The sequence below is a fragment of the Candidatus Eremiobacteraceae bacterium genome (assembly GCA_035295225.1).
Taxonomy (GTDB): Bacteria; Vulcanimicrobiota; Vulcanimicrobiia; order Eremiobacterales; family Eremiobacteraceae; genus JABCYQ01.
This window is the reverse complement of record DATGJI010000024.1, coordinates 54,528-78,027: the sequence shown is the minus strand read 5'-3', so window position 1 is coordinate 78,027 and position 23,500 is coordinate 54,528. Positions and strand designations below refer to the sequence as shown.

At 62.2% G+C, this 23,500-nt stretch carries 20 protein-coding genes; 7 read left to right on the top strand and 13 right to left on the bottom strand.

The annotated features are described in order from the left end of the window. Positions 1-154: 154 nt before the first annotated feature. Positions 155-625, bottom strand: a complete 471-nt coding sequence (locus VKT51_04230) for a DUF1036 domain-containing protein (GenBank protein HLJ83372.1) — start codon at positions 623-625, stop codon at positions 155-157. A gap of 196 nt (positions 626-821) precedes the next feature. Here VKT51_04230 and VKT51_04225 point away from each other — a divergent pair, with 196 nt between their 5' ends. Both VKT51_04225 and VKT51_04220 read left to right on the top strand, forming a co-directional pair. Then, positions 822-1,952 carry a beta-galactosidase gene (locus VKT51_04225; protein ID HLJ83371.1) on the top strand — a complete coding sequence of 377 codons (1,131 nt, stop codon included), beginning with the start codon at positions 822-824 and terminating at the stop codon, positions 1,950-1,952. A gap of 48 nt (positions 1,953-2,000) precedes the next feature. After that, entirely contained in the window at positions 2,001-3,164 is a 1,164-nt protein-coding gene (locus VKT51_04220) for an aminotransferase class I/II-fold pyridoxal phosphate-dependent enzyme (protein ID HLJ83370.1), read from the top strand. Here VKT51_04220 and aac(6') read toward each other — a convergent pair. From aac(6') to VKT51_04195, 5 genes are all read right to left on the bottom strand, one after another. Then, positions 3,161-3,616, bottom strand: coding sequence for an aminoglycoside 6'-N-acetyltransferase (gene aac(6') / locus VKT51_04215; GenBank protein HLJ83369.1), 456 nt, complete (start codon positions 3,614-3,616; stop codon positions 3,161-3,163). The genes VKT51_04220 and aac(6') overlap by 4 nt on opposite strands. A 13-nt stretch (positions 3,617-3,629) precedes the next feature. Continuing rightward, entirely contained in the window at positions 3,630-6,593 is a 2,964-nt protein-coding gene (locus VKT51_04210) for a hypothetical protein (protein ID HLJ83368.1), read from the bottom strand. Between the two features lie 4 nt (positions 6,594-6,597). Further along, the gene (locus VKT51_04205; protein ID HLJ83367.1) at positions 6,598-7,818 is read right to left on the bottom strand and encodes an aromatic ring-hydroxylating dioxygenase subunit alpha; all 1,221 of its coding nucleotides are present in this window, start codon (positions 7,816-7,818) and stop codon (positions 6,598-6,600) included. A gap of 74 nt (positions 7,819-7,892) precedes the next feature. Next, positions 7,893-8,741, bottom strand: a complete 849-nt coding sequence (locus VKT51_04200) for a transporter substrate-binding domain-containing protein (protein HLJ83366.1) — start codon at positions 8,739-8,741, stop codon at positions 7,893-7,895. A gap of 45 nt (positions 8,742-8,786) precedes the next feature. Then, positions 8,787-9,956, bottom strand: coding sequence for a DUF1343 domain-containing protein (locus tag VKT51_04195; protein ID HLJ83365.1), 1,170 nt, complete (start codon positions 9,954-9,956; stop codon positions 8,787-8,789). A gap of 44 nt (positions 9,957-10,000) precedes the next feature. Here VKT51_04195 and VKT51_04190 point away from each other — a divergent pair, with 44 nt between their 5' ends. From VKT51_04190 to VKT51_04170, 5 genes are all read left to right on the top strand, one after another. Further along, positions 10,001-10,225, top strand: a complete 225-nt coding sequence (locus tag VKT51_04190; GenBank protein ID HLJ83364.1) for a hypothetical protein — start codon at positions 10,001-10,003, stop codon at positions 10,223-10,225. Between the two features lie 66 nt (positions 10,226-10,291). Next, positions 10,292-10,966 carry a response regulator transcription factor gene (locus VKT51_04185; GenBank protein ID HLJ83363.1) on the top strand — a complete coding sequence of 225 codons (675 nt, stop codon included), beginning with the start codon at positions 10,292-10,294 and terminating at the stop codon, positions 10,964-10,966. Beyond that, entirely contained in the window at positions 10,963-11,958 is a 996-nt protein-coding gene (locus tag VKT51_04180; GenBank protein HLJ83362.1) for a HAMP domain-containing sensor histidine kinase, read from the top strand. Before VKT51_04185 ends, VKT51_04180 begins: the two co-directional genes overlap by 4 nt. Before the next feature lie 18 nt (positions 11,959-11,976). Then, positions 11,977-12,375, top strand: a complete 399-nt coding sequence (locus VKT51_04175; protein ID HLJ83361.1) for a hypothetical protein — start codon at positions 11,977-11,979, stop codon at positions 12,373-12,375. Further along, positions 12,372-13,124 carry a tetratricopeptide repeat protein gene (locus VKT51_04170; GenBank protein HLJ83360.1) on the top strand — a complete coding sequence of 251 codons (753 nt, stop codon included), beginning with the start codon at positions 12,372-12,374 and terminating at the stop codon, positions 13,122-13,124. Before VKT51_04175 ends, VKT51_04170 begins: the two co-directional genes overlap by 4 nt. Before the next feature lie 335 nt (positions 13,125-13,459). On the opposite strand, the gene VKT51_04165 is transcribed toward VKT51_04170, so the two are convergent. The 7 genes from VKT51_04165 to VKT51_04135 form a co-directional block, all read right to left on the bottom strand. Continuing rightward, positions 13,460-14,287 carry a hypothetical protein gene (locus tag VKT51_04165; GenBank protein HLJ83359.1) on the bottom strand — a complete coding sequence of 276 codons (828 nt, stop codon included), beginning with the start codon at positions 14,285-14,287 and terminating at the stop codon, positions 13,460-13,462. Positions 14,288-14,315: 28 nt separating this feature from the next. Further along, positions 14,316-14,954 (bottom strand): hypothetical protein, encoded by a 639-nt coding sequence (locus tag VKT51_04160; GenBank protein HLJ83358.1) that lies wholly within the window; start codon positions 14,952-14,954, stop codon positions 14,316-14,318. Positions 14,955-14,970: 16 nt separating this feature from the next. Continuing rightward, positions 14,971-18,462, bottom strand: a complete 3,492-nt coding sequence (locus tag VKT51_04155; GenBank protein HLJ83357.1) for a TM0106 family RecB-like putative nuclease — start codon at positions 18,460-18,462, stop codon at positions 14,971-14,973. Positions 18,463-18,621: 159 nt separating this feature from the next. Then, on the bottom strand, positions 18,622-19,254 hold the full coding sequence (locus VKT51_04150) for a hypothetical protein (GenBank protein HLJ83356.1): 633 nt from the start codon (positions 19,252-19,254) through the stop codon (positions 18,622-18,624). 30 nt (positions 19,255-19,284) lie between these two features. Then, positions 19,285-21,237: a hypothetical protein gene (locus VKT51_04145; protein HLJ83355.1), complete on the bottom strand. Its 1,953-nt coding sequence runs from the start codon at positions 21,235-21,237 to the stop codon at positions 19,285-19,287. A gap of 66 nt (positions 21,238-21,303) precedes the next feature. Then, the gene (locus VKT51_04140) at positions 21,304-22,401 is read right to left on the bottom strand and encodes a redoxin family protein (protein HLJ83354.1); all 1,098 of its coding nucleotides are present in this window, start codon (positions 22,399-22,401) and stop codon (positions 21,304-21,306) included. A 2-nt stretch (positions 22,402-22,403) separates the two neighbouring features. Then, positions 22,404-23,282 (bottom strand): AraC family transcriptional regulator, encoded by an 879-nt coding sequence (locus tag VKT51_04135; protein HLJ83353.1) that lies wholly within the window; start codon positions 23,280-23,282, stop codon positions 22,404-22,406. Between the last annotated feature and the right edge of the window lie 218 nt (positions 23,283-23,500).

The window sequence follows — 23,500 nt, the reverse complement described above, 5'->3', positions numbered from 1 at the left end:
GTAGGGCGGACCTTTATGGTCCGCCTCGCATTCGTGTAGGGCGGACCTTTATGGTCCGCCTCGCATTCGTGTAGGGCGGACCTTTATGGTCCGCCTCGCATTCGTGTAGGGCGGACCTTTATGGTCCGCCGAAAATCGGGGCGCTCGAGGCGCGTCAATAGTGGATTGACGTCGGCTGGCCGGTGGTCGCGTCGACCGAATAAAATCCGACCCAATCTTCATTTTGACTTTCGGTGCGCGTGCAGTTGGCGTTGTCCTTCGCATGCGTGTTGGTAAAACTCGTATCCCACGCTAAGCAGAAGTAGTCGTAGCCGCCCCAGTCGGGCTGATTCGTCGTCTTGTCGTTGGAGATGTAAGCATACTCGAAATATGACTGACCCGCTACGCTAGGGTCTATCACTTGCGAACACGCCCCCGGCGCGATATCCGTCCACCCTTTTGAAGTCCAACCGTCGGGATTTGCGACGTGATACGCAACCGCGACATGGATCGTCGCGTTGACGTTGTTGCAGACGGTTGCGGATTGCGACGCGGCTTTCGACGCGCCCGAGCACGCGGTCACCGGCAGCAAAGAAACGAAAAGAAAAGCGACGATCGCGAACCGGGCTCGGGCGCGTGAATTCATGGCCGTCTCCTCAACGACAAGTGCCTCGGTCTTCGAAGCAATCGTACCGCTTTTCTCCGCGGTTCCGCCAGACCGCGAGACGACCCTCCGAAAGCGAAGCGTACGCGGATGAGTCACGCTACACGGCGTCCAAGCACATGTCTTCGCCTGGGCCGACAACGCCTTTGATTTGGGCACTCGGCCTGAGGAGGCATATATGGCCATGCACCGGCCGGCAACCAGAGCAAATGTCCTCGTGTTCTGCGCATCACTGCTGCTTACCGGCGCGCTGCTGCAGCGTCCGACCATCGCGCTTGCGCAGCCGCCGGCAGCGCGCGCGGTAGCCGCGCCGAGCGGACTGGATGTCGTCCTCGACACCAAAGCGCTCGAGAACAAGACGTGGCTGCAGGCGCTGCACGATCCGTCCATCAGTGGGGTCGCGATTCAGATCCGCTGGGCAGATCTCGAACCGTCCAAAGGAACGTACGATTGGTCGAAACTGGACGAGGTCATCGCGGCGGCGGCATCGTCGAAGAAATGGGTGCACCTCCTCATCTTCCCGGGTTTCTTTTCGCCGGAATGGGCTTTGGACGGCGCGCAAACCGACCAATTCCCGATCCAATATGGCCCGGGCAAGGGCACGATCAAGGCACTGCCGATGCCGTGGGATGCGGTCTATCTCGGCCGCTGGCTCGATTTCGTCGGCCAGGTCGGCAGCCGATACGCGAGATCGCCGGCCCTGCGGATGGTCGCCGCAGACGGTCCAACATCAGTCTCGGCGGAGTTCACGCTGCCGAATTCATTCAAGGACTTGAAGCAGTGGCAGCGCGACGGATACACGCCGTCCAAATACCTCGCGGCCTGGCGCCAGGTCTTTCAAGCATTCGCGGACGACTTTCCGAATCAAATCATCTCGCTATCCGAGGGAGCCTGTCTGGGGATCAATGACAAGGGGAAGCTCGACCATGCCGAGCACGATGACACGAGGCAGGCGATCGTCGACATGGGAGTCTCGATGCTCAAGCCGCGGTTTGCATTCCAGATGAGCGATATCCATGCCGGCGTCGGATTTCCCGGACCCGACCCAGCGACCGAAGACGACTTCGTGCTGGGATATGTCGGTCAGATCATCACGGGTTTTCAGATGCGCACCGCTGCCGAGACCGATAGCGCGGTGATGGGCGCGGCCGGCGACGCTCCGCTTGCACTGCGAAAATCCATAACGAAGGGCTTGGCGAAAAACGCCGCCGGCCAGCACGTCAACTATCTTGAGATATACGAACCCGACGTGCTCGCGGCGGAGACGCAGCCCGCCTTGAAGTATGGAGCATCGCTTTTCGGCCCATAGGCATATCCGCCCAACAGGGTATGCCGGCCATGCGTGAAAGCTTGGCCGATGCTTCCTCGCGCGACATTCGACGATGAAATAGATCTGCGAACACTGCGCGCGCGGACAAGCGAGAAGTGGGCGAAGTACCCAGACGACGTGCTTCCGGCGTTCGTCGCAGAGACCGATTTCCCAATTGCTCCCGGTATTGCGGCGGCGCTTCGACGCGCGATTGACAACGGCGATCTCGGCTACGCCAGTCCCCGCGGACTCGGCGAGGCTTACGCGGCATTTGCGAGCGCTCGTTACGGCTGCCGCATCGACCCCGCGAGCGTTCACCCGCTTCCGGAGGTGATGATCGGCGTGGCCGAGATCCTCCGCGTCATTACGGAGCCTGGAGACGGCATCGTTGTCAACCCGCCGGTGTATCCGCCGTTCTTCGCGACGATCGCGGAGGTCGGCCGCTCGATCGTCGAGGTCGCCCTCGATACCACAGGGTCATTGCCTCAGTTAGATCTCGCCGGGCTCGAGCGAGCCTTTTCGGACGGCGCGCGCGTCTATCTCTTCTGCAATCCGCACAATCCGGTGGGCCGCGTCTTCTCGCGCGGTGACGTCGAACGCGTCGCCGCGCTCGCCGCTCGATACGACGTCGCGGTTCTTGCCGACGAGATCCACGCTCCGCTCGTGCTGCCCGGCGCCGAGCACGTCGCGTTTGAGTCGGTGACGGCGCGAGCTGATTTGCACTCGATCACCGTCACGTCTGCATCGAAGGGCTGGAACATCCCCGGCCTCAAATGCGCGCTCGCGATCGGCGGCTCGCCGTGGGCACGCCACGTGCTCGACCGGCTTCCCAAGGCGATGGTGGAGCGCACCGGCCACCTCGGCGTTCATGCGACGATAGCTGCATTCACATCCGAAATCGGGTTCCTCGATCGCGTTATCGAGCATCTCGACACGCAGCGTGGCAGGCTCGCTCGATTGCTCTCTGACAGCGGTCTTGGATCGATTCGCTACGAGCCGCCGCAGGCAGGCTTCCTCGCGTGGCTTGACTGCCGCGCTCTCGATCTTGGCCCCGATCCGGCCAAGATTTTTCTCGAACGCGGCAAGGTCGCTCTCGTGCGCGGGCTGGACTTCGGCCGACAAGGCTCGGGCTTCGCGCGTCTCAACTTCGCGACGTCGACGAGCGTGCTGACCGAGATCGTGCGGCGCCTGAGGCGGGCGGTTTCGGGCTAGGAAAGAGCTTTTCGGAACTTGACGATCCGATCGACCTCTTCAAATCCGCAGTGCTTGTGTGCGCTCTGCGCGGCCGGGTTATCCAATTCCGAGTCGCTCGCTAGTTCCGTGAATCCTCGACTGCGCGCCCAATCTTCAGCCGCGCGCATCAGCGCCCGGCCGATACCCCGGCTGCGCACCGATTCCTCGACGTACCAACCTTCCACGTGCGGCACCGGCATCGAGTCGCAGCCGTCGGAGAACGCGCGAATCGCGATCTCTATGAATCCGACCGCATGTGACGCTTCTTCCGCGATCATGGCGGCATCGAGGATTGTCTCGGAGCCTTCTACGAACGCTCGCGCCTCTCGTGCGAGTTCATCGTTGTCGGCGTCCGGCCACAGCGCGGAGCGCATCGCGGCCCAGACGGCGGCATCGTGCGATTCGACGGCGCGTATCCTCACTTGTGCCATATCCGACAGCTTATCAGTGGAGATCTCCAGAGCATAATGGGGATTTCGTCGTGACTTGGTGGCCCATGTCGTTCTCAAACTGCTTCCGGATCTCGGCTGCTTCGTGCAAGTGCGCCGGCGTTGGCGGCCCCTGCGACAAGCCGAGCGAGCTTTGAAGGATCATGATCCGCTCGCGAAGCTTGTCAGGGAACCAGAGATCATCTTCTGCGTTGACCGGGCGCGACGTCAACTCCCGATATTTGGCGCTCTGTTGCAGACCGTGCGCGTCAAGATCGTTCAACTCCGCATCGATGGCCGACAACTCCGCGTCGAGCTCCGACTCGACGCAGTACTTCGCCGCGTATTCTTGCTGTGTCCACAGTGCTCGCGGGTCGGGCTCTACCACGAACGAGTTCGTGCGTGTGCCCTCATCGGTCGCGAAAGTGATGCTGTAGTCCCCAGGTACGACCTGCGGACCAGCAGATGGGCCCTTGTTCCAATCGCGAGCCGAATTCCACGGAACCGGCGGATCTTCGGCTAGATCCCACGACGTGCGGCTGATACCCGCGACGTTTGTCGCGTGCAGGTGCGCTATCGCTCCGCTGGCACGGATCGCGATGGCCGGCGTGTGTGCCTGCGGCCTCGGAAGGAAGTATGAAACCGTCAGACCTGGCAGCGGGTTCTCTCCGACGAATTCACCGGGAGGAGCACAGCACTCGCCGGCCTGCACACCATATTGGGCCGTCCACCAGCGCCAATACTGATACGTCGTATCGCGCGTCCAGATCGCCGGAGCGCCGGCAGAAACCGCGCTCGCTAACCCTTGCAGCGGCGATAGATCGTCCAATATCCAGAAACCGCGGCCGTGCGTCGCGACGACGAGCGCGTTCGCATCCGGCTGCACGCGCATATCGCGAACGGCGACGGTCGGCATATCGAGCTGCAGCGATCGCCAATGCGCCCCGCGATCGAACGAGATCCAGATCCCTTGCTCGAGACCGAGATAGAGGACGTCCGGCTGTCGCGGATCCTGTCGCACGACGTGAGCGTACTGCAACGGCGGAAGACCAGACGAAATCGCTTTCCACGTAGCGCCGAAATCGCTCGTTGCAAAGACGTACGGTTTCGGATCGCCCATCTGATGGCGGTCGATCACGACAAATGCCGAACCGGCGTCGAAGGGCGAAGCTTCAACGCAATCCACTCGCCCGTAGGGTCCGATGCTGCGCACGCTCACGTCATGCCACGTCGAGCCGCTGTCGCGCGTCAGCTGCACGCGTCCATCATCGGTCCCGACCCAGATCACCTGTGCGTCTTTCGGCGACGGCGCGATGTCTAGTATCGTGTCGTAGAACTCCGCTCCCGACATGTCGAAGTTCACCGGGCCGCCGGCGCGTTGCTGGTGGTCTTTCTCGTTGCGCGTCAAGTCCGGGCTGATCACGCTCCAACTCCGCCCGCCATCGATTGATTTGAACACGACATTGCCGCCGAAGAACGCCGCGTCGGGTTCGAGCGGGGAGAACGCGATCGGCGCTTCCCAATTGAACCGATACGGGAAGCCCGAAAGGTTCATACCATTGGTGTCGCCGACGTACGGCGTCACGTCGAAATTCTGACGCGACTTCATGTCGTAAATGCCGAGCTGGCCGTTGAGCGCGTTCACTCCGACGTTCCATATCATTGACGGGTCTCGCGGATCCGGCCAGACCCATGACCCGTCGCCGTCATTGCCGACATCTCGCCAATCGGCGTTGAGAATCCCTGTCGGGCTCAAACTATCCGACGGTCCGCAGAACGCATCGTTATCCTGCATGCCGCCGCAGACGTCGTACGGTACGCTGTGGTCGAAGCCGACGTGATAGATCTGCGCGATCGCGATGTTAAAGCGCTGATCCCACGTACGGCCGCCGTCCAAAGAGATGGGCGAGCCCCCGTCGTTTGCTTCGATCATGCGCCGGCCGTCGCGCGAGATCCACAGATCGTGATGGTCCTGATGGGTCGCACCCGTGAGTTCGTGAAAATGGTAACCGCCGTCGTCGCTCTCCAAGAGATTTTCTGAAGATGAGATGATGCGATCGCGATTGCTCGGATCCACAGCGACGCGGCTCATGTAAAACGGACGCTGGTTGACATCGGAGTCGGCGATCGTCATGCGCCACGTCGAACCGTCGTCATCGGATCGCCAGAGCGTTCCCGCGCGCGATTGCACGACCGCATACACGCGCTGCGGGTCGGACGGCGCGACGGCCACACCAATGCGCCCAAGCGTGCCTCCGGGAAAGCCGTGGCCCGTTATCTTGCTCCACGTCACACCGCCGTCACGCGATCGATAGAGGCCATCGTCCGCTCCGCCGCTCACGAAGTTCCACGGCCGGCGCCGGAATTGCCAGATCGCGGCAAAGACCACGGATGGGCGTTGCGCGCTCCATGCAAGGTCGATCGCGCCGCTTTGCGGCCCTACGTAGAGCGTTTTGCGCCACGTCGCGCCGCCGTCGGTCGTACGGTAAACGCCGCGGTCGGGTGAATCGTTGAACGAATCGCCGAGCGCGCCGACAAGGACCGTTCGCGGATCGGTCGGATCGATCAAAATGCGAGAGACGATGAAGGATCGTTCGAGGCCGGCGTGGTGCCAGTGCGCGCCGTCGTCATGCGAGACCCAAATGCCGTCGCCGTACGATGCATCGTTGCGTGGATTCGGTTCGCCCGTGCCGGCCCACACGACGCGCTGATCCGACGGCGCGATCGCGACCGCGCCGACCGAAGCGACTGGCTGGCTGGACCAGACGTCATCCCAGGTGAGACCGCCGTTGCGCGTTCGAAAGAGACCACCGCCTGCGACGCCCGCGAAGTATAACGCGGCGTCGCGATCGCTGCCGGCAACCGCTGCCATGCGCCCACCTGCGCCGGCCGGTCCGATCGAGCGCCAGTGAAGTCCGGTAAGCGGCGTCGCCGCAAGCGAGAGCGCCGCGGCGACGAAGATTGAGAGGAGCGCGAGCAAACGATCAGCTGGGCCGACTAGCGTCGGCCCCTTCATTCAACCTAGGCCGACTAGCGTCGGCCCCTTCAGAGGCGGAGCGTTCGGGGAAATCCGTTTCGGAGATGTTGTCGAGCTTCATCGCTGCCAGATAGTTGCGGTCGAAAGATTCGAGCAAGCCTTCCTGATTGCCGTACGGACCGGGCGTGTAGGCACGCGAGCGGATGCCTGATTGCGAAAGTTCGCACACGTGCCAGTCCTGTCGATTGGTCATATCCCAGAACTCGACAGCGTCGCTTGGATCGAAATCGGGCGCAGCCATGGCCGTTTTATCGAAAAGAAATTCGCACGTGACCAGCGTTCGCTCATGCGAGATCGGCGTGACATAATGGACCATGACGTAGTCGGGATGCAAGCTGAGCAGCATCGTCGGAAAGATCGTGTAGTAGTACACCCGCTCGATCTCGTCGCGGTCGAGTCCGGGCAGCGGAGCGCGCGTGGTGTGCCCCGAGAGCGTCATGCTTCCGCCCGCTCGGTTCTCGCGGAACGTCATGAAGCCGCCTTGAAAGTCGCCTTCTTGCAGATCGTTGCGTCCGCTGTCGGACGGGGACAGTTTGTCGAGCGCGGGATGGATGAGCGGGCAATGGTAGCATTCGGAATAGTTGAGGAAGATCAATTTCCAGTTGCAGGCCAGATCGTAATCGATGCGTTTCGCGCCACGGAGTTCGCCGATGCTCCACTGTTTCCAGCGACCGAGCAATTGCGAATAGGCCCGCTCGAAAGGCTCGGGCCGCTCGGCTAGGCAGAGGAAAATGAACCCCTCCCAGACATGCACGGACGCTTGGTGCAGCGGATACAGCGATTTATCGAATCCGTCGACCGTCTGCATGTTCCGCGCAGCCATGAGTGTTCCGTCGAGCCCATAGGTCCACGCGTGGTACGGGCACATGATCGACCCTGTGAGCGTGCCGCTCTTCTCTTCGCACATGCGCGTGCCGCGGTGGCGGCACACATTGTAATGCGCGCGGATGACGTCGTCGTTGCCGCGCACCACGATCAAGCTCTCGCCGAAGAGGTCCGCCAAGAAATAATCGCCCGCTCGTGCGAGTCGATCGGCCCGACCCAAGCATAGCCAGCGGCGCGCGAAAATCGACTCGATCTCGCCTGCGAATATCTCCGCAGACGTGTAATACCGCTGGGGCAGCGTCATCGCGCCCGCACGAACCGCGGATTTCTTGAAAACCGCCATACTCGGCACTCCCACGAAAGAGCCTTGCGCGCGAGAGTAATTCTTCTATTTCTTAGGTATCTCGGTCCTTTCGTCTAATGTTTCTTGGTCAAATCTGCGCCATAGTACTTCTTTGATAGGCGAGCGATGGTCCCATCGCGCAACATATCGGATAAGGCGTCATCGACTGCTGCGAGCAGCGGCTCAGGCGCTGCCGCGGAGTGCTTGTCGAGCGCGACCGCATCGTCTTCGTAGAAGATCGGGCTCGCGATGATGCGCAGCGGGAGGCCTGCGCGGATCGCTGCGGCCGCGGTGGGCTGAGCGGTCAGCACTGCGTCGATCCGCTTGCTTCCCCCGATGGCAAGCTCTTGGAGCGCGAGCGCATCCGTTTCAAACGCTACCGCCCGCGCGCGTGACGGCGCGCTGACGAGAATCGGCTCGATGTCGCCGGCCAACGCGTGATGGAGATAGGCCTGATACGTCGTGGCGGTTCCGACGCCGACGCGCGCGCCGGAAAGCTGCGACGGCGCGACAACGCGGCTATCGCGCCGCACGACGAATGTCGCCGGAACGAAATAATACGGGGCGGTGAAAAGCAGATTTTGCTTTCGCGCGGTGGTCACGCTCATGGAGTCCACGTTCACGTCCCAACGGCCGTTCCAATCGCCGGCTGTCACGGCGTCGAAGTTGCTGTCCACGAATTCCGGTTTGACGCCGAGCCTGCGCCCTAACTCGCGTGCCACATCGACATCGAAGCCGACCCATGTGCCGTCCGAGCGCAGGAACGACTGCGGTGAATAGTTCCCGTCGGTCGAGACGACGAGCGTACCGCGCTGCTTGACGACCGCGAGCAGATCGGAGTCGGGCTGGCGGCCCGCTCCGGTCTTGGCACCGCAGCCGAAGATGGCGAGACATGCGCAGAGGATGAGCATTCTTCGGGCCATATGTGCAGTTACGCGCACCTCGCGGCGTAGACCTCGTGCATGCACCTAGTAGAGCAACGCCTTTGCCCGCGCGTCGAAAAAATCGGGATCCGGCTCCCAGAGATCTTCAAGCTCGCTTGCTTCGTCCTCGATCGCCTCCAGAAGATCGGGCCGGGCTAGGAGTGCGCTGAGCCCGCGATATTCCCATTCGTGCGGATGAAGCGTGCGCAACTCGTTGATCAGCGCGAGCGCGAGATGCGCGGTCGGCATCGCTTGCATGTCTGATATCGCGAAGCGCACTCCACGGCACTGCTTGCCGGAGTGCGGATGGGCGCGGTCGTCGGGTGTGAATTCGACCGCCTCAAACGCCACGCCGGGCAGTTCGTGGTGCGCGAGCGCGGCCGCGAAGCGCGCGCTATCGAGCCATGGCGCGCCGATGACATGGAACGGGGTTTCGGTTCCTCGACCCACCGAGACGTTCGTTCCTTCGAGCAGACCGACGGCCGGATAGAGTGCGGCGGCGCCGAGGTCGCGGATATTTGGCGACGGATCCGTCCACGGTTGATCGCAGTTGTCAAACCAGAACGAACGCTGCCATCCGGCCATCGTCACCACGCGCAGGTCAGCTCCGATCTCGCGTTCTACGTTGAACAATCGCGCGAGCTCGCCGATCGTCATGCCGTGGCGAAGCGGCAGCGGATGATAGGCCACGAACGATTCGCATTCCGGATCGCTCGACGGTCCATCCACATCGTAGCCGCCGATCGGGTTGGGCCGGTCCAAGACGTACACCGCGACGCGATTCTCCGCGCATGCTTCCAGTACGTAGCCGAGGGTGGAGATGTAGGTGTAGAACCGCGCGCCGACGTCTTGGATATCGAAGAGAACGATATCGATGCCGTGCAACTGTTCGGACGTCGGCCGGAGTCTCTCGCCGTGCAGGCTGAAGACATCCAGTCCTGTGACGTCGTCGCGCGAATCGTCGAATCGGTCGTCGCGATCCCCGTGCAACCCGTGTTCGGGAGCGAAGATGCGGAGCAGCGCGACGTCGGGATTTGCGTGGAGCGCGTCGATCGTGCGGGTGCCGTCCAGGAGCAAACCGGTGTGATTCGTCACGATCGCAATGCGGGTGTCGTGAATAGCCTTGAAATCGTCGTCTGCTAATACGTCGGCGCCGTTGCGAACCGGACCGATCTCTCCGAGATCATCGATCACGGCGCATACGTTGCGCGGCACGTGCCGCGCCGACCTTTACCGCACGGCGGCGACGGAGGTCGGTCATGCGGGTCGCCGAACCATCGCATATGGAAGTGGGCGAGCGAGTCCGCGCCAAACGCGCGTTGGATCTTGGCGATGCCGGCAGGGTGGACGCCGGGGCGATCGGTGTGCTTGAGAGCACGAACAATAGCCCATATATGCCCTTTCTCGTCCGGTTCGAGCACGGTACGTTTGCATTTCAGGACGGCGAACTCGAGGAAGTCGATGGCGCAGCGCCCACGGCATGAAAAACGGCTGAAACACATCCCGGACGAGCGCAGGCAGCGGGTTTCCGCGATGGCGAAGTACGGTGCATGCGCCTCCTCCTTGTGGAAGACGACCCAAGCCTTGCCTCCTCGCTGCGCCGTGCGCTCGAGGCTCAGAAGTTCGCGGTGACGATGGCCGGCGATGGCGATCGCGGCTTGGATGAGCTCTGCGGCAACGATTACCAGTTGGCGATTCTCGATGTCTTGCTTCCTAAACGAGACGGTTTCTCGGTCTGCCAAGAAGCCCGCAAGCAAGGCATCACCACGCCGATCCTCATGCTGACCGCTCGCGATGCGGTGTCCGACCGCGTCGCCGGGCTGAACAGCGGCGCAGACGACTATCTCGCCAAGCCTTTCGCGTTTCCCGAACTGCTGGCACGCGTGCACGCGTTGCTGCGTAGGCCGCACCAAGACCTCAAACCGCGCACCATATCGGTCGGCGACCTTTCTGTCGACGTCCTTCGGCATCAAGCGCTCAAGCGCGGCAAGACGATGCAGCTGACGAAGACCGAGTACCGTTTGTTGCTCTACTTGCTCGAGAACGCCGGTATCGTGCTGACCAAGGATGCGATCCTCGACAGGCTTTGGGGCGCCGAGCACGGCGGCAACAGCAACATCCTCGAGGTCTACGTGAAGATGCTGCGGCGAAAACTTGACGATCCCGGTGCACCGTCCTTCGTGCGCACCGTCCGGGGCGTCGGCTACACGGTCGACAAACCGTGAAGGAAGCGACGTCGCCCGTCGCCGACGTCCAGCGAGTCCGGCTCCGCCTCACGCTCGCGTACGCGGGCATTTTGGCGTTGCTGCAGATCGCATTTTCTGTCGTCGTCTATCTCTTGATCTCGCTTGTGGTATGGCAAGATGTTCAGCCGATCAGCGACTGGCCGGGCATGCCCGAAGTCGCGCGCGCGATGATGTTCAAGGACGCGATGTTCTTGCTCGTCGCGAACATCGTCGGGCTCGCGCTTGTAGCCGGCGCGGCATTCTTACTTGCGAAGACGGCGCTCCGGCCGTTGGAACAGGCGATCGCGCTGCAGCGGCAGTTCACGAACGACGCATCGCACGATCTGCGCACGCCGCTTGCCGTGATCCGCACCGAGACGTCGGCGGCACTCCACAACGCGGGCCTGAGCGCTGAGGCATCCGAACGCCTACGCATCATCGACGAGCAGGCACAGCGCATGGAGCGTCTTATCGATCAATTGCTGACGCTTTCGCACGTGGATGCGGACAGCGCGCTCGAACGCGAACCGACGGATCTCGTCGTGGTCGTCAACGGCGTGGTGCGCGATCTGCAGCCGCTCGCACAGGCACGCAGCATCGAGCTCAGTGTGAAGCGCAGCGAGAGCGCGCTCGTGATGGGCGACGAACTCAAACTCTCCCAGCTTGTCGCGAACCTCGTCGACAACGCGATCAAGTACAGTCCGGAACGCACGAGCGTGGAGGTCGGCGTCTGGCAGGCGCGCGACGCCGCGTTCGTCGCGGTCGCGGACCGGGGCGCCGGCATACCAGCCGAAGAGCACGAGCGCATCTTTTTGCGATTTCACCGGCTCGACCAGGCGCGCAACGGCGCGGGCACGGGTCCGGCTGGCCATGGTCTCGGGTTGCCGCTCTGCCGCTGGATCGCCCGCGCGCATGGCGGCGACATCGCGGTCGACAGCCGCGAAGGCAAGGGCAGCATATTCACCGTCCGGCTTCCGGCGTTGGATTCTTAAGTGAAAGAGGTTCGTGCGATGTCCCATCGCGTCGGCTTCGCCTTCCAAGCATCGATCGCAGGTATCGCTGTGGCCGGCTTGATTTTCGCGATCGCGCCCTCGGTGACGCCGAAGGCCGCTGCCGCTTCGCCCTCGCAGGCCGTGAACGATTTGATCGATCGCGCACTGAGCGGGCCGGCCGGCCCGGAAGACGAGGGAAACTACAACCTCATCGATCCCATCGGACCTGGGGCCAACACGGAGATCTCTGCCGCCGATGAGGTATTCGCGAGCACGCTGATCGTCGCGAAGTACACGCCTTGGAAATCCTACTCCGATCCGTTTGCGGCCACGCCCGGGACCACGCCGCCGCCGGGACCCTATTCGCCTTCCGGGCCCCCTCTTCGGCAGCATCATGCCGTGAGGTCAGGGTCATGAAGCGCATCGCTTTGCTGGCATTGGCCTGCGGATTCGTCGTGGCATCAACAGGCGTCGCCAGCGCACAGAACTTCTTCCGGCAGATGCGAGTGGACTCGTTCGAGGGCTCCGGCATCGATCTGTACCATCACGGCGACTACGCAGGCGCGCTTTCGAAGTTTGAGGATGCGCTCCGGCTTTCGCCAGACGACCTGCAGGTGCGCTACAATCACGGCCTCGACTTGTATGCGCTCGGGCGTTTCAGTGATGCTGCCGGGGATTTCCGCGCGTGCCTCGTACAGCAGCCGGACTTCGTGCCCGCCCTCTTCAATCTCGGCGTGACCGACATCGCGCTCAACGACTATAACGGCGCGAAATCTATCTTCCAGCAGATCCTTTCCGACCACCCCACGTCCATGCGCGCGCATTTCGATCTGGGACTGTCGCAATATCTTTCGGGTCATCCGGATCAGGCAGAGAAAGACTTTGCCGTCGCGACGCTCTTGCATCCCCAGTACGTCCAAGCGCACTACGATCGGGCGCTCGCGATGTACAAGACCGACAACCTGGTCGGCGCCGATGCCGAACTCGCGGCGGCTCTCAAGCTGAATCCATCCTTCGCGAAGGGCTATTTCCTACGGGGAGCGATCCGGCTGCGGGAAGGCGACGATTCGGGAGCCCGCGGCCAGTTCGAGTCTGCGGCGAAGACGGCATCCGACCCGGTCTTGAAGTCGCTCTGCTCGCAGATCATCGCCCAGATTGGCGTCTGATTCGCCGGGTACATCGCTGAAGGCCACGTTGCTGAAGGGGCCGACGCAAGTCGGCCCGCTTTTTTCTGCGTAACGAGGATGGTGCGGGCGCTGCTCGCTCCCTGAGCGCCGCGAATCGGGTGAGAATATTTTGGCGTCGCGGATGGTTAAGAAGCTTTAAGTTCGGTGGCGCTCACGAACAGCCGGCGTGAAGAGATCAGCGCGATGTAGTACGCATGAATTTCCTGCGCGCTCAACGCGGTCTTCGCTCGGTCCGGTTTCGGACCGCGGCGTCTGTCTGACGGTCCTGTCTGTCGCATGCCGGCTCCCTCTTATGATGCCACGGACCGGTGCTTCTAGTGATGGGCAAACGTGCCGGGGTCGAAGTACCAGTCTGGTATTGTATTCGGAAAACCGAAGCCGGAAAAGTAGTATTCGTAGTGTCCGCTGTCCGAAATAAACGCGAGCCGGACCTCGCCGTCGCCTTGCGCATGGGTTATCAGCCAATAGTCGCCCACCTGACCGAACCACACATCCGCGTCGATGCTGCCCGTCGCAGGCCCCTTGCTGCCTGACCCGGCAGCGTGAGCCTTCCACACCTCGAATGTCGTCGTGTCCACCCACATGTCTTTCCACGGGTGGTCGCGATCGCTGGGATCGTGGGACGTCATGCCGATGTGGTAGGTCAGATGCCCGTCTACGTCTTCGATGCCGACGAACCGGACATCGTAGTACCGGTCGGCCGTGATGCTTTCGACGCCGATCACGGGCGGCGTGGGCTTGCCGGACGGAGCAGGCGATCCGTCGATAGGCGGCGGAGCTGTTGCGCGCGGTGCCGGTGTGGCGTAGAGAAGGATATTGTCGTCCGGCGCCACCGGAAACGGATAGCCGAAGCGGGGCTCATGTCCGCCGCGCGGACCGGCGGCGAGGTCCTGCATGAGTCCTTTGCCGTCGGAGCGATACCAGACTCGATAGTCGTATGTGAACGGCTTGCCGTGGTGCACGAAGATCTCGTGCATCTGATAGGACATGTAGGGGGGATCGGGGTTGTTGCGCGCCACGCGCTGCGCCGTTTCGAAGATGGTGAGCGCGGATGGTACGACCGGGGTGGGAGACGACGAAGGCTGCGGCGCCGCCGCCGCGATCGCGACGACGGCTGCCACCGCCAGGAGCACCTGTTTCATCATTCTTGCAACGATTGAGCCGCGGGCGTCATTTCACCGCTGGATCGAGGTCCGCAAACGCGCCATTCGGATTGGGCACGAGCCAGAATCCGAGATCCCAGCACGTCGGGTGGAAGTGTGCCCAGATGAGCTTGGCGCCTTTCGGCAGGAGCCCGTCGTCGGTGAGTTCCTTTGCGGTTATGACGTCGCCGCGAAGATTCGGCAGTGCTTTCCATCCGCGGGTTTGCACGGGACCGGATCCGACTTGGTATGCGAAGTGCATGTGCTGGGGGATCGTGACCCAGCGCGAGGCCATCACCGGATACACGGAAGTGCCGGGGAACGTGGGCCATGACGACTTCGGGTACTCATAGTCGAGACCGACGAGCTTCCCGTTGCGATCGTACCACAAGAAATTCGGGTGGAGGCGGTCGATCTTCGTGTAGGTCATCGTCGAATAGACGTACGTGTTATCGCTTTCGAGCTTGGTCATGCGGATGTAACCCGCGGCTGTGGCCTGCTGGACCGTGGGATACGCAGCGAGAAGCCTCGCGCTCACGCTCTGGATGAACGCGGTCTCCGTCGCATTCGGTTTTGGCTGCGGCATCGAGCCGGTCATGGAAGAATGTGTCATCGGCGCCATGGTGGCCGCTGCGGCCACGACGACGGCAGCAAGAAATTGAGTCATGGATAAATGCCCTCCCTCACCGCACCGTTCGCACGCTCGTCCGACGCTCACCTGCGCGTTCCGCTTGGATCTTGGCCGGATTCGGCATATGCTGCTCGCCGGCCGCCTCGGCGTAGCGGCACAGCAAGTTGACGAGAGCGATCTGTTCGGTATGACGGCAGCGCACGTCGAGAAGTCTTGGAGAACAGACCACGACGCTCATGCACTGAGCGCGCGATACCGCAACGTTGAAGCGGTTCCTCTCAAAGAGAAATTCCATGGTCCGCGGGATGTCGTCGCCGCTCGACGTGGCCATCGAATAGAACACCACAGGCGCCTCTTGCCCTTGGAATTTGTCGACCGTGCCGACCTGAACGCCGGCATGGCCGGCGGCCTTCAGAAGTCCGGCGATGCGTTTGCGTTGCGCGTTGTAGGGCGTGACCACGAGAATATCTTTCGTGCCGAGGCGCCTCGCCGGTTCGTCCTTGCGTGTGACCGTGCCGCGCAGCAAGAGATCGACCTCGCGCACGATGCGTTCGGCTTCTTCGATCGATTCACGCGTGTTGCCGACATGCTCGATCTCGATGAAGCGCAGGCCCGCGCCCGTCAGACCGGGTGACTCCACGCCGTTGCTCGCCGTGAGCGGATCGGATTTGAGCCGGCCGTCGTAGAACACCGAGGAGATGAAGCCGCAGATCTGCGGATGCATGCGAAACGACGTGTCGAGCAAGATGCCGCGATTCTCCGCCACGGTTGCGGCGTCGCCAAGAAGATGCTCCAGCACCGAAGTCCCGGCGCTCTCCGGATGCGTGCCCATGCTCACTTGCGCGAGCTGCATCGGATCGCCGAGGAAGACGACATTGCGCGCACTTGGGGAAACCGCTATCGCGTCGGCCAACGAGATCTGGCCCGCCTCGTCGATGAAGAGATAATCTACCCGCTCGGCCATCTCTTCCCGGGCAAAGAGCCACGTGGTGCCCGATACCAGATTGTGGCTGCCGCTTTGGCTCGCGGCGTTGTCGTCGTCGCTCTCGATCATCGGCCGGTCGAGCTGTGACTGATATTCCGAACCGGTGTTCTGCTTGCTGTGCTTGTGGATGCCGCGCAACGGGATCTTCTCAACCTGTGCGACGGCCTCGATCGCGTGAAGCAGATTGTGAATCGCTTTGTGACTGTTCGCCATCACGCCGACGGTGCGGCCGCCGGCGATGAGCTTCGCAATCACGCGCGCGCCTATGCGCGTTTTGCCCGTGCCCGGCGGCCCCTGCACGAAAAGATAGCTGTGATCGAGGGCGCTGACGATGTCGAAGACGCTCTCCGCCGCTACGACGGCCGGCTGTATCGTGTCGCCCCCGCGACGGCCGGATAGGCGCGGATACGACTTGTGCAAGATGTCAAGCGCTACCGGGTACTGCGCGCCGATCGAACCTTTCAAGTACGCGGCCGCGATGCGCGCAAGCGACCCGGTCTGCTCTTTGGTCTTGATCGGACCGCTCGGAATCAACGCGGTGACGTTCCTGGCTTCGTCAAGCGTGCCCCCACGCTTGAGCTCGAGCACGTTCCTTTCTTCGTCGATGCTGACGACTTGGCCGGCGCGCTTCCTCGTGAACGGATCGTGCGGGTTGTCTCCGACGTGATGGAGCTGTTCGGGAAAGGTATACGTGTACACCAAATTGTGCGCGCCCGGCTCTTTGTACGGGCTGATCTCGGCGCTCAGTTCCAACCCGCCGATCGCTTCTTTGTCGAACTCGAGAAGCTCGTCGGTGTTTTCGCAGCGATCGTAGTAAGCCCACCACGCGGGCTTCGCTTCGCGGCGATGGTACGAAAGCAGATGGGCCAGAAGTTGCGCGGTGCGGTCGTGTTCCCGCGCGAGCAGAGCGTTTTGATCCGCCGAGATCTTCGCTTCCTCTCGCTGTTCCTTAGCGCGCCGTGCGCACTCTTTGCATCCTTCGACCGGTACTGCGTGGCACGGCTCACCTTCACGGCGAAGCGGACGGAACGCAAGCTCGATGCCGCGCCGCATCTGATACTCGCCGCGCAGTTGTAGCAGCCACTCGCGCAGCAGAAACGTCGATCGGCAATCCTGCTCGTTGTAGCGCTCGATATCCGTCAGTATCTCGGTCTTCGACTGATCGTTAAGCCATGTTTCGAACATGACGATCGAGTCGCCGCCGCGCCGCACGTCGGTGTTCCTGGTCATGCCGTAAAATGGCTCGAGGTCTTTGATCGAGTAGCTCGACTGCGAGATCAACATAGCTTGGCGGACGACGGCGAAGAGATCGACGAGCACCTCGCCGCGAAGCAACGCGTCTACTTCTTCTTCGCGCGTGGCATGGCGTTGCGCGAGTTTCTGAAGCGCGGTCTTCTCGTACGGCGCATAGTGGTAGACATGCATCGCCGGATATTGTTCGCGCCTCTCCATGAGAAAGTCGACGCAGCGCTCAAACGCCGATTTTTCGTCTGCGCGACTTGTTCCCCAAAATGGGCGAAACGGAATGGCGTCATCGGGGCAATAGCAACCGAAGAGGTACTCAAGTCCGACGCCGATCTCGAAAAGCGGGTCGCCCTCCATATCGAAAAAGACGTCGCCCTGCGCCGGCATCGGTATGAGCCCGAAACCTTCGACGGGACGGTGGTCGAGGAATTCGTAGTGATAATCGCCCGATTCTCGCCCGCGCACTTGCAGCGCCGCCTGCCGGCGCAGGCGGTCGAAGGTGACATCGTTGAGTCCTTGGGGCCGCGACGACTCTGCAGACGCAAGGGCTGCGACTCTTGCGATTCCGGCCGACTCGAATTTCTTGATCTGATCCCGCCGCATTCGGGCGACAATGCTCAGGTGGTCGTCGTCCAAGCGCTGCTGTTCGCAGCGAGCCGACCAATCGCAGATATTGCAGTGTTCGCATTTGAACGGATAGGCGTCTGCACGGGCGCCGCTGCTCAAGAACGACGCCTTCAAGTGACGATAATACGCCGCGAAGTCGTCGACGCGGAAGCGTTTCTGTTTCAAGTCGCCGAGTACGATGTGCATGTGCTCCGGAGTGCGCCCCTGCACGCGCGCGACGTGTTCGCTGTAATGGCAGAGCTGTATGATGAAATACGGCTTATCGTGAAGCGAAAGCTTCGTGTCAGCGACTTCGTAGCTCCACGGCCAGCGTTCGCTTGGCGTCTCAACGCGCAGCAGAAAGTCCGTGCGCCCGAGGAATTCGCCGTCAAAGAACGTGCCTTGGTAGATGACATGATCGCCGCGCTCCATCGCGGCGATGGTCTCAGCGGCCGCACGCTCGATCGCTTCGCGCGTGTTCTCCGCTTGTTCGATTTCGACGATCTCATGCTCACCGCGCAGCGCTTCTAGATAGCGCTGTTCGTGTAGGAGACCCTTGTCGGCGACGAGCGCGGCCTGCGGATCACGTTCTGGGCGGCCGAGCTGCCCAAGCGCGACTTGCCGTTCGAGCGCGATGAGGTGGCCGCACTCCAGGTAATTGTAGAGATCGGTTGCCGAGTAGACGACACGTCCGCCGAGATATTGCATCGCCTCTCAATCCGACCAAGTAGAGTTGTGGACCTTTTCCCCCGCTGGCTCAATATTTGGCAGGGGATGGTGGGCGCGATTTGATTGCGCAGCGGCGGACCATAAAGGTCCGCCCTACACCACATGCCGGCGGACCATAAAGGTCCGCCTACACCGGAGCTAGCGGACGAATAAGAACACGATGCCGAGCAGCGCGATGATCGAGCCGCTGATCACTTCCCCGTATTGTTCGATCGGGCCAAAGTTCAGGTTTTGCATGCCGCGGACTGACGTGACGCACAAGACCACGTACGTGGCGATCGTCGAGATGGCGAACACGATAGACATCACAGCGATCACGACAATCCCGTATCGGGAAGCCGCAAAGAACGCCGGGATGCCTTCCACCATCGGCGAGGACCCTAGGATGAGAAGCAGCGCCGTGCGCGACGACGTTGCGCTTGTATCGACGCGAAGCGAATTGGATTGTTCCTGGTTAACGCTCGCGTCCTTCGCTTCTCGAACTTCACGCAGCGCGCCGATCGCCACCCAGCCGCCGAACGCGATGAGCGCGGCGCTCGTCAAGATGTTGACGAGATCCCCAAAGCGTTGCGCGAATGCAACGCCCGCCAACCAGACGACGATCGCGATGATCAACGTCGACACGACGTGGCCCAGGCCGGCGCCGGCAGCCGCCCGGGCGGTCTGCCTCAGTGTCCAGCCGCGCTGTCGCGCGATAAGCGTGATCGGCGCCCAATGGTCGGGGACGAGCGTGTGCAGCACACCGACAGCGAAGATGGTGAAGATAAGCACGCCAGGTGTGTACATCCGCGATCCGCCGATTCAGATCTTCAGGCGTTCTTCGACTAGCAGCGTCGTCGCGTCAAAGGCCGGTGAACCATATCGCAACGCATGCAGCGCCCCGAAATACGGCGCGCCTCGCAGGTCGGAACGGCGCAATGTGACCATAAGCGCGCCGCTCCCGACTTGAGCGAACTGCGCGCCCGCGTAGTAGGCGTGCATCCCGTAGTCGACGTTCGTCGCCGCCCCGTCCGCCCACGATCCGCGCATGCCGTAGTAGCCGGCGCCGGCGCCGAGCAGCGCCCGATCGCCGATAGGACGCGACCAGCTCAGCACTGTCTGCGGAACGTCGTACGACACTGCATCGAACGGCGCGCGCGGACTCGCATCGCGATGCAAGCCATCGTCGACGAAGTCCAATCCGAGCGTGCCGAATCCGAACGTCTTTCCGACATACGTTGCCAGGCGTTTGAAGCTCCCCAGCGTCGCGTCGGCCGGGTCGCGTTGCACGAGAAAGAATCCTTCGACGAATCCAAGGTCGGTCAGACTAGCGGACGTGATCGGTGTGATCTGTTTGAACGATGCATACGATGCATTCGCCTGGACCGTCTTCGAAGCGAATGAATACGCGATCATCGGTCCCTGACGGTTGACGCCCAGCGCGGTCGTATCGACCAGTTGATAGTTCGATTTCAACCATGGACCGGGCCACGAGTATGCCACGCTCCAGACATTTTCGGGAACGCCGTACGGCATGATGATCGTCGCATACGTCGGTTCGAATCGGTAGTAGTGCAGCGTAAGCGTAGCCGATCCGAGGCCGTGCGCAAGCGACGCGTGCGCCCAGGATCCTCCGGCCTTTTGCGGTTTGCCCAGACCGTCGGCCTGATAGACCGAATGCGCATAGTCCACCGCCGCGTCAAAACCGAGACCGATCGGCTCGGCGATGCGTGCGCCGGTTATGGATTCGCGTTGGCCATAAAGCGTGCTGAGGGCGAATTGCCCTTGGTCTGTCGGAACTATCTGCAATGCTGCGCCGAAGCCGGTGGTCGTGATGATCGGAGTGCCGCCGCTTCGCACGTCGATCGTCTGGACCATGGCGCCATGCCCCGCGTCGTCAAAGCCGCCGACCGACAAGCCGGTCAGCCGGACGGGCGTGCCCGGCAACGCAGGCAACGCCGCATCGGTCGCCTCGATGCTGAAGCGCCGGCCGCTAAACGTCAGATCGAGGCCGCGCATCGGGAGTGTCGACGGCGGAGCGGCCCAGGCGTCGAGCGCCGGCGAGTTTGGATTCAGGCTTTCAGGCGTCTTGAGCAGCAGTCCGGCGAGCGCGTTCGTCGTCGGCGGTGCGGTGAAGACAAAGCCAAGCGACTGGTTGAGATTCAGCCATCCGCCGCGCAGCGATAGCTTGCCGCCGTCGGATGTTATACTTGCCTGCGAAATCCCCGCGCGTGTTCCGATGTAGTCGTCGGTCCCAGGATGGGTCGGAAAGACGATGGATAATCCGATCGCCCGCGAGCCGAGATGCGGATTGTCTTCCGGTAGCAGCGGCTCCGCCCAATACTCCTCGTTCGTCCGATCGCCGACGAGTGATTCGGCGCCAAACGTTATGGCGAAGTCAACGCCTTTCGCGCGGTACGCCGCAGTGAGCGTCAGCTGGTTTTGGCCGACGAGTCCCGGCACCATCGGGGCGCCGGAGAACACATCGTATGGCGACACCGGCGCCGCAGGCGCCCCGTTCGCAAATCCCGGGCCTTCTACGGGCCGCAAGCCCGGACCGGACGCGCCTTGCGTGAGAAAGAGCGTCTCGATCGTCGAGTGCACCGAGATCCGATGCGTCGCGAGCGTCGGCGTCGGCGAAGGGGTGGGGTCTGCAAGCGCCACGCCCATGGAACCGGCGCCGAGGCATGACGCCACGAAAGCGAACGCGACCGTTGCAAATCGATGAGTGTGAAGACGGACGCCCACGAGCGTGCTCTTGGCAACGCGCAGCATGAAGTCCTGATTTGGGCGAGCGCGCGATCGGGCGAGGGCGCGGTTGGGCGAGCGATGCTCGTCCTATTACGAGTCGGTTCCCACCTCGCATGACTCGAATGCGAAATCGTAAATCCCCGCGCCGAAATGTTGCGGAGAAAGCCGCAGCTCGTGCTCGCCGAAATGAACGTTATCCAATATCTCGTATGCGCGGGCCGCATCGACCGTCACGTACGAGGCGCCATTCGCGTCGAAATGGATATCGGGGCCCGCATTTGCGCGATCGATTGGTTTGCCGTCTTGCGTGACGACCACCCGCACAGAACCGCCGCTCTCAGGCTTCATGACAACGAGAACCTGAATCGCCTTGTAGTGCAGCTGCAGGTAGCCGTCACTTCCGCCGGAGACCATGCCTTCCAGGTCCTGGGTCGCGTGCCAGTAACCCTGAAGGTAGATCGCCCCTTCGCGATGCGGCGCGCCCGGATCCTGATAGATCGTGTCCTTGGCGGGGTCGTTGAAGGCGCCGGCATCGGCGACCATCTGCCCATGCCACGGGCCGACGAACATCTCCGGCGTTTGCGGATAGCAGACCGCTCCGGGCTTGTCGTAGTTATCCTGCGGCAGTAACGCCATCACGGGCGGCAGTTTCAACGTCGGGTTCTTGGCTCTCAGTAACGCTTGGATCTTCGCTTCGGTCTGCGGATAGTTCCCTTCGCCTTGCTGAAGTTCGACGATCTTGCCGTCCTGATCGAAAAGGTCTTCTGTCGGCCATGCCTCGACGTTGTAACGCGTCCAGATCGTGTGATCGTTGTCCATGACGACCGGCCAGGTGACGCCGAGCCGTTGCGCGGCGCTCGCGACGTTCTGGCGATCACCCGCGAAGCCGAACTCCGGCGAGTGCACGCCCACGATCTCGAATCCGTCGGCGTGATAGCGTGCGTACCACGCCTTCAGGTACGGCAGCGTGCGCAGACAATTGACGCAGTTGTATTCCCAGAAATCGACGAGTACGACTTTGCCGCGCAGATCAGCGGGCGTGAGTGGCGAGCCGTTGAGCCAGCCGGCGCCGCCGGTGAAATCTTGCAGCAATGCGACGCCCGCCGCGCGCGCGGGCGCGCCGATTTCCATCGAACCTGACAACAAGGCAGCGGCCAAGACGACCGCAACTGCCGAACGCGTGAACACCGTCACGAGTGACGAGCGATGACGCCTGAAGGCGTCATGCCGATGACGCGGCGCATGCAGCGCGCCATATGGCTCTGATCTGCGAATCCAGCCTGCAACGCGACCTCGCTAAGCCGGCGCTTGCCGCCCGACAGCAGTTCCACGGCATAGTTGACCCGGCGTTGGACGATGTATTGGTGCACGGGCGTTCCGGTACTCTCTTTGAACTGCGCTTTAAGGTGCGATGCGCTGACGCCGATGACCTCCGAAAGCTCGGCGAGTGAAAGATCGGAACCGAGGTGATCGTGAATGTATTCAAGTATGCGGTTCAGCTGTCTCTTCGACAGGCCGCGTCCTGCCGGCAGCTCGATCCTTGGCGCGTAACGACGCAACATGTGCACGGCAAGCGCGGTGCCGAGACTTTCGGCATAGAGCCGGCCGAACGGATCGATCGCCTCCAGTTCTGCTTTGACCGCCCACCCGAGGTGTTGCAGTTTCGGATCTTTGATCTGCAACTGCGGCTCGATGTAGAGCCGGTCGGGATTCAAACCCATAGAATCAGCGACCGACCGCACGAGTGCCGGCGAGAGCCGCATGCTCAGCATCGACGTCGGACCGTCGTCTTCCCATGCGGCAGCGCAGCCGAACGGCACGATGTCGATGTCGCCGGCGGTCTGCAAGCGTTTGTGTATCGGACCATCGCAGCGGCACGAAGCGAAAACAGGCGCTCCGACGTGCATGCTCACGTGATACGACAGCGCGGCCGGAACTTCGACGAGACCCCCTGACGTGTCGTACAGCGCGCACTCGAAGCCAGCCCACGAACGGTCCTTGCTCGAAGCGCGCTGGTAGAACTCCATCTCGCTCGTGCCTGCCGCCCGGACCCAGCGCCGCTCTTCCATGATGCCGCGGCATTTCTGGCGCCGCGGCCGCGCTTCCTTACGTCACCGGCAGCGTTCTCACCAACGCCTAATGTTCGCAACGGAATATCGCGAAATTGACGCGTGCCGCGCGATCGTGTTACCATGCATCGTCGCCATCAGAGCGAAACGGAGGGTACGATCATGACACGCAAGACACACCACGACCAAACGCCTAGCTTTCGAACCCACTAGCAAAC

Coding starts and splice junctions, on each gene's coding strand:
- VKT51_04145 (HLJ83355.1), bottom strand. CDS start 21,237: ATGCTGCGCGTTGCCAAGAGCACGCTCGTGGGCGTCCGTCTTCACACT.
- VKT51_04230 (HLJ83372.1), bottom strand. CDS start 625: ATGAATTCACGCGCCCGAGCCCGGTTCGCGATCGTCGCTTTTCTTTTC.
- VKT51_04155 (HLJ83357.1), bottom strand. CDS start 18,462: ATGCAATATCTCGGCGGACGTGTCGTCTACTCGGCAACCGATCTCTAC.
- VKT51_04190 (HLJ83364.1), top strand. CDS start 10,001: ATGCGGGTCGCCGAACCATCGCATATGGAAGTGGGCGAGCGAGTCCGC.
- VKT51_04165 (HLJ83359.1), bottom strand. CDS start 14,287: ATGAAACAGGTGCTCCTGGCGGTGGCAGCCGTCGTCGCGATCGCGGCG.
- VKT51_04135 (HLJ83353.1), bottom strand. CDS start 23,282: ATGGAAGAGCGGCGCTGGGTCCGGGCGGCAGGCACGAGCGAGATGGAG.
- VKT51_04200 (HLJ83366.1), bottom strand. CDS start 8,741: ATGGCCCGAAGAATGCTCATCCTCTGCGCATGTCTCGCCATCTTCGGC.
- VKT51_04205 (HLJ83367.1), bottom strand. CDS start 7,818: ATGGCGGTTTTCAAGAAATCCGCGGTTCGTGCGGGCGCGATGACGCTG.
- VKT51_04220 (HLJ83370.1), top strand. CDS start 2,001: ATGCTTCCTCGCGCGACATTCGACGATGAAATAGATCTGCGAACACTG.
- VKT51_04170 (HLJ83360.1), top strand. CDS start 12,372: ATGAAGCGCATCGCTTTGCTGGCATTGGCCTGCGGATTCGTCGTGGCA.
- VKT51_04175 (HLJ83361.1), top strand. CDS start 11,977: ATGTCCCATCGCGTCGGCTTCGCCTTCCAAGCATCGATCGCAGGTATC.
- VKT51_04185 (HLJ83363.1), top strand. CDS start 10,292: ATGCGCCTCCTCCTTGTGGAAGACGACCCAAGCCTTGCCTCCTCGCTG.
- VKT51_04225 (HLJ83371.1), top strand. CDS start 822: ATGGCCATGCACCGGCCGGCAACCAGAGCAAATGTCCTCGTGTTCTGC.
- VKT51_04160 (HLJ83358.1), bottom strand. CDS start 14,954: ATGACTCAATTTCTTGCTGCCGTCGTCGTGGCCGCAGCGGCCACCATG.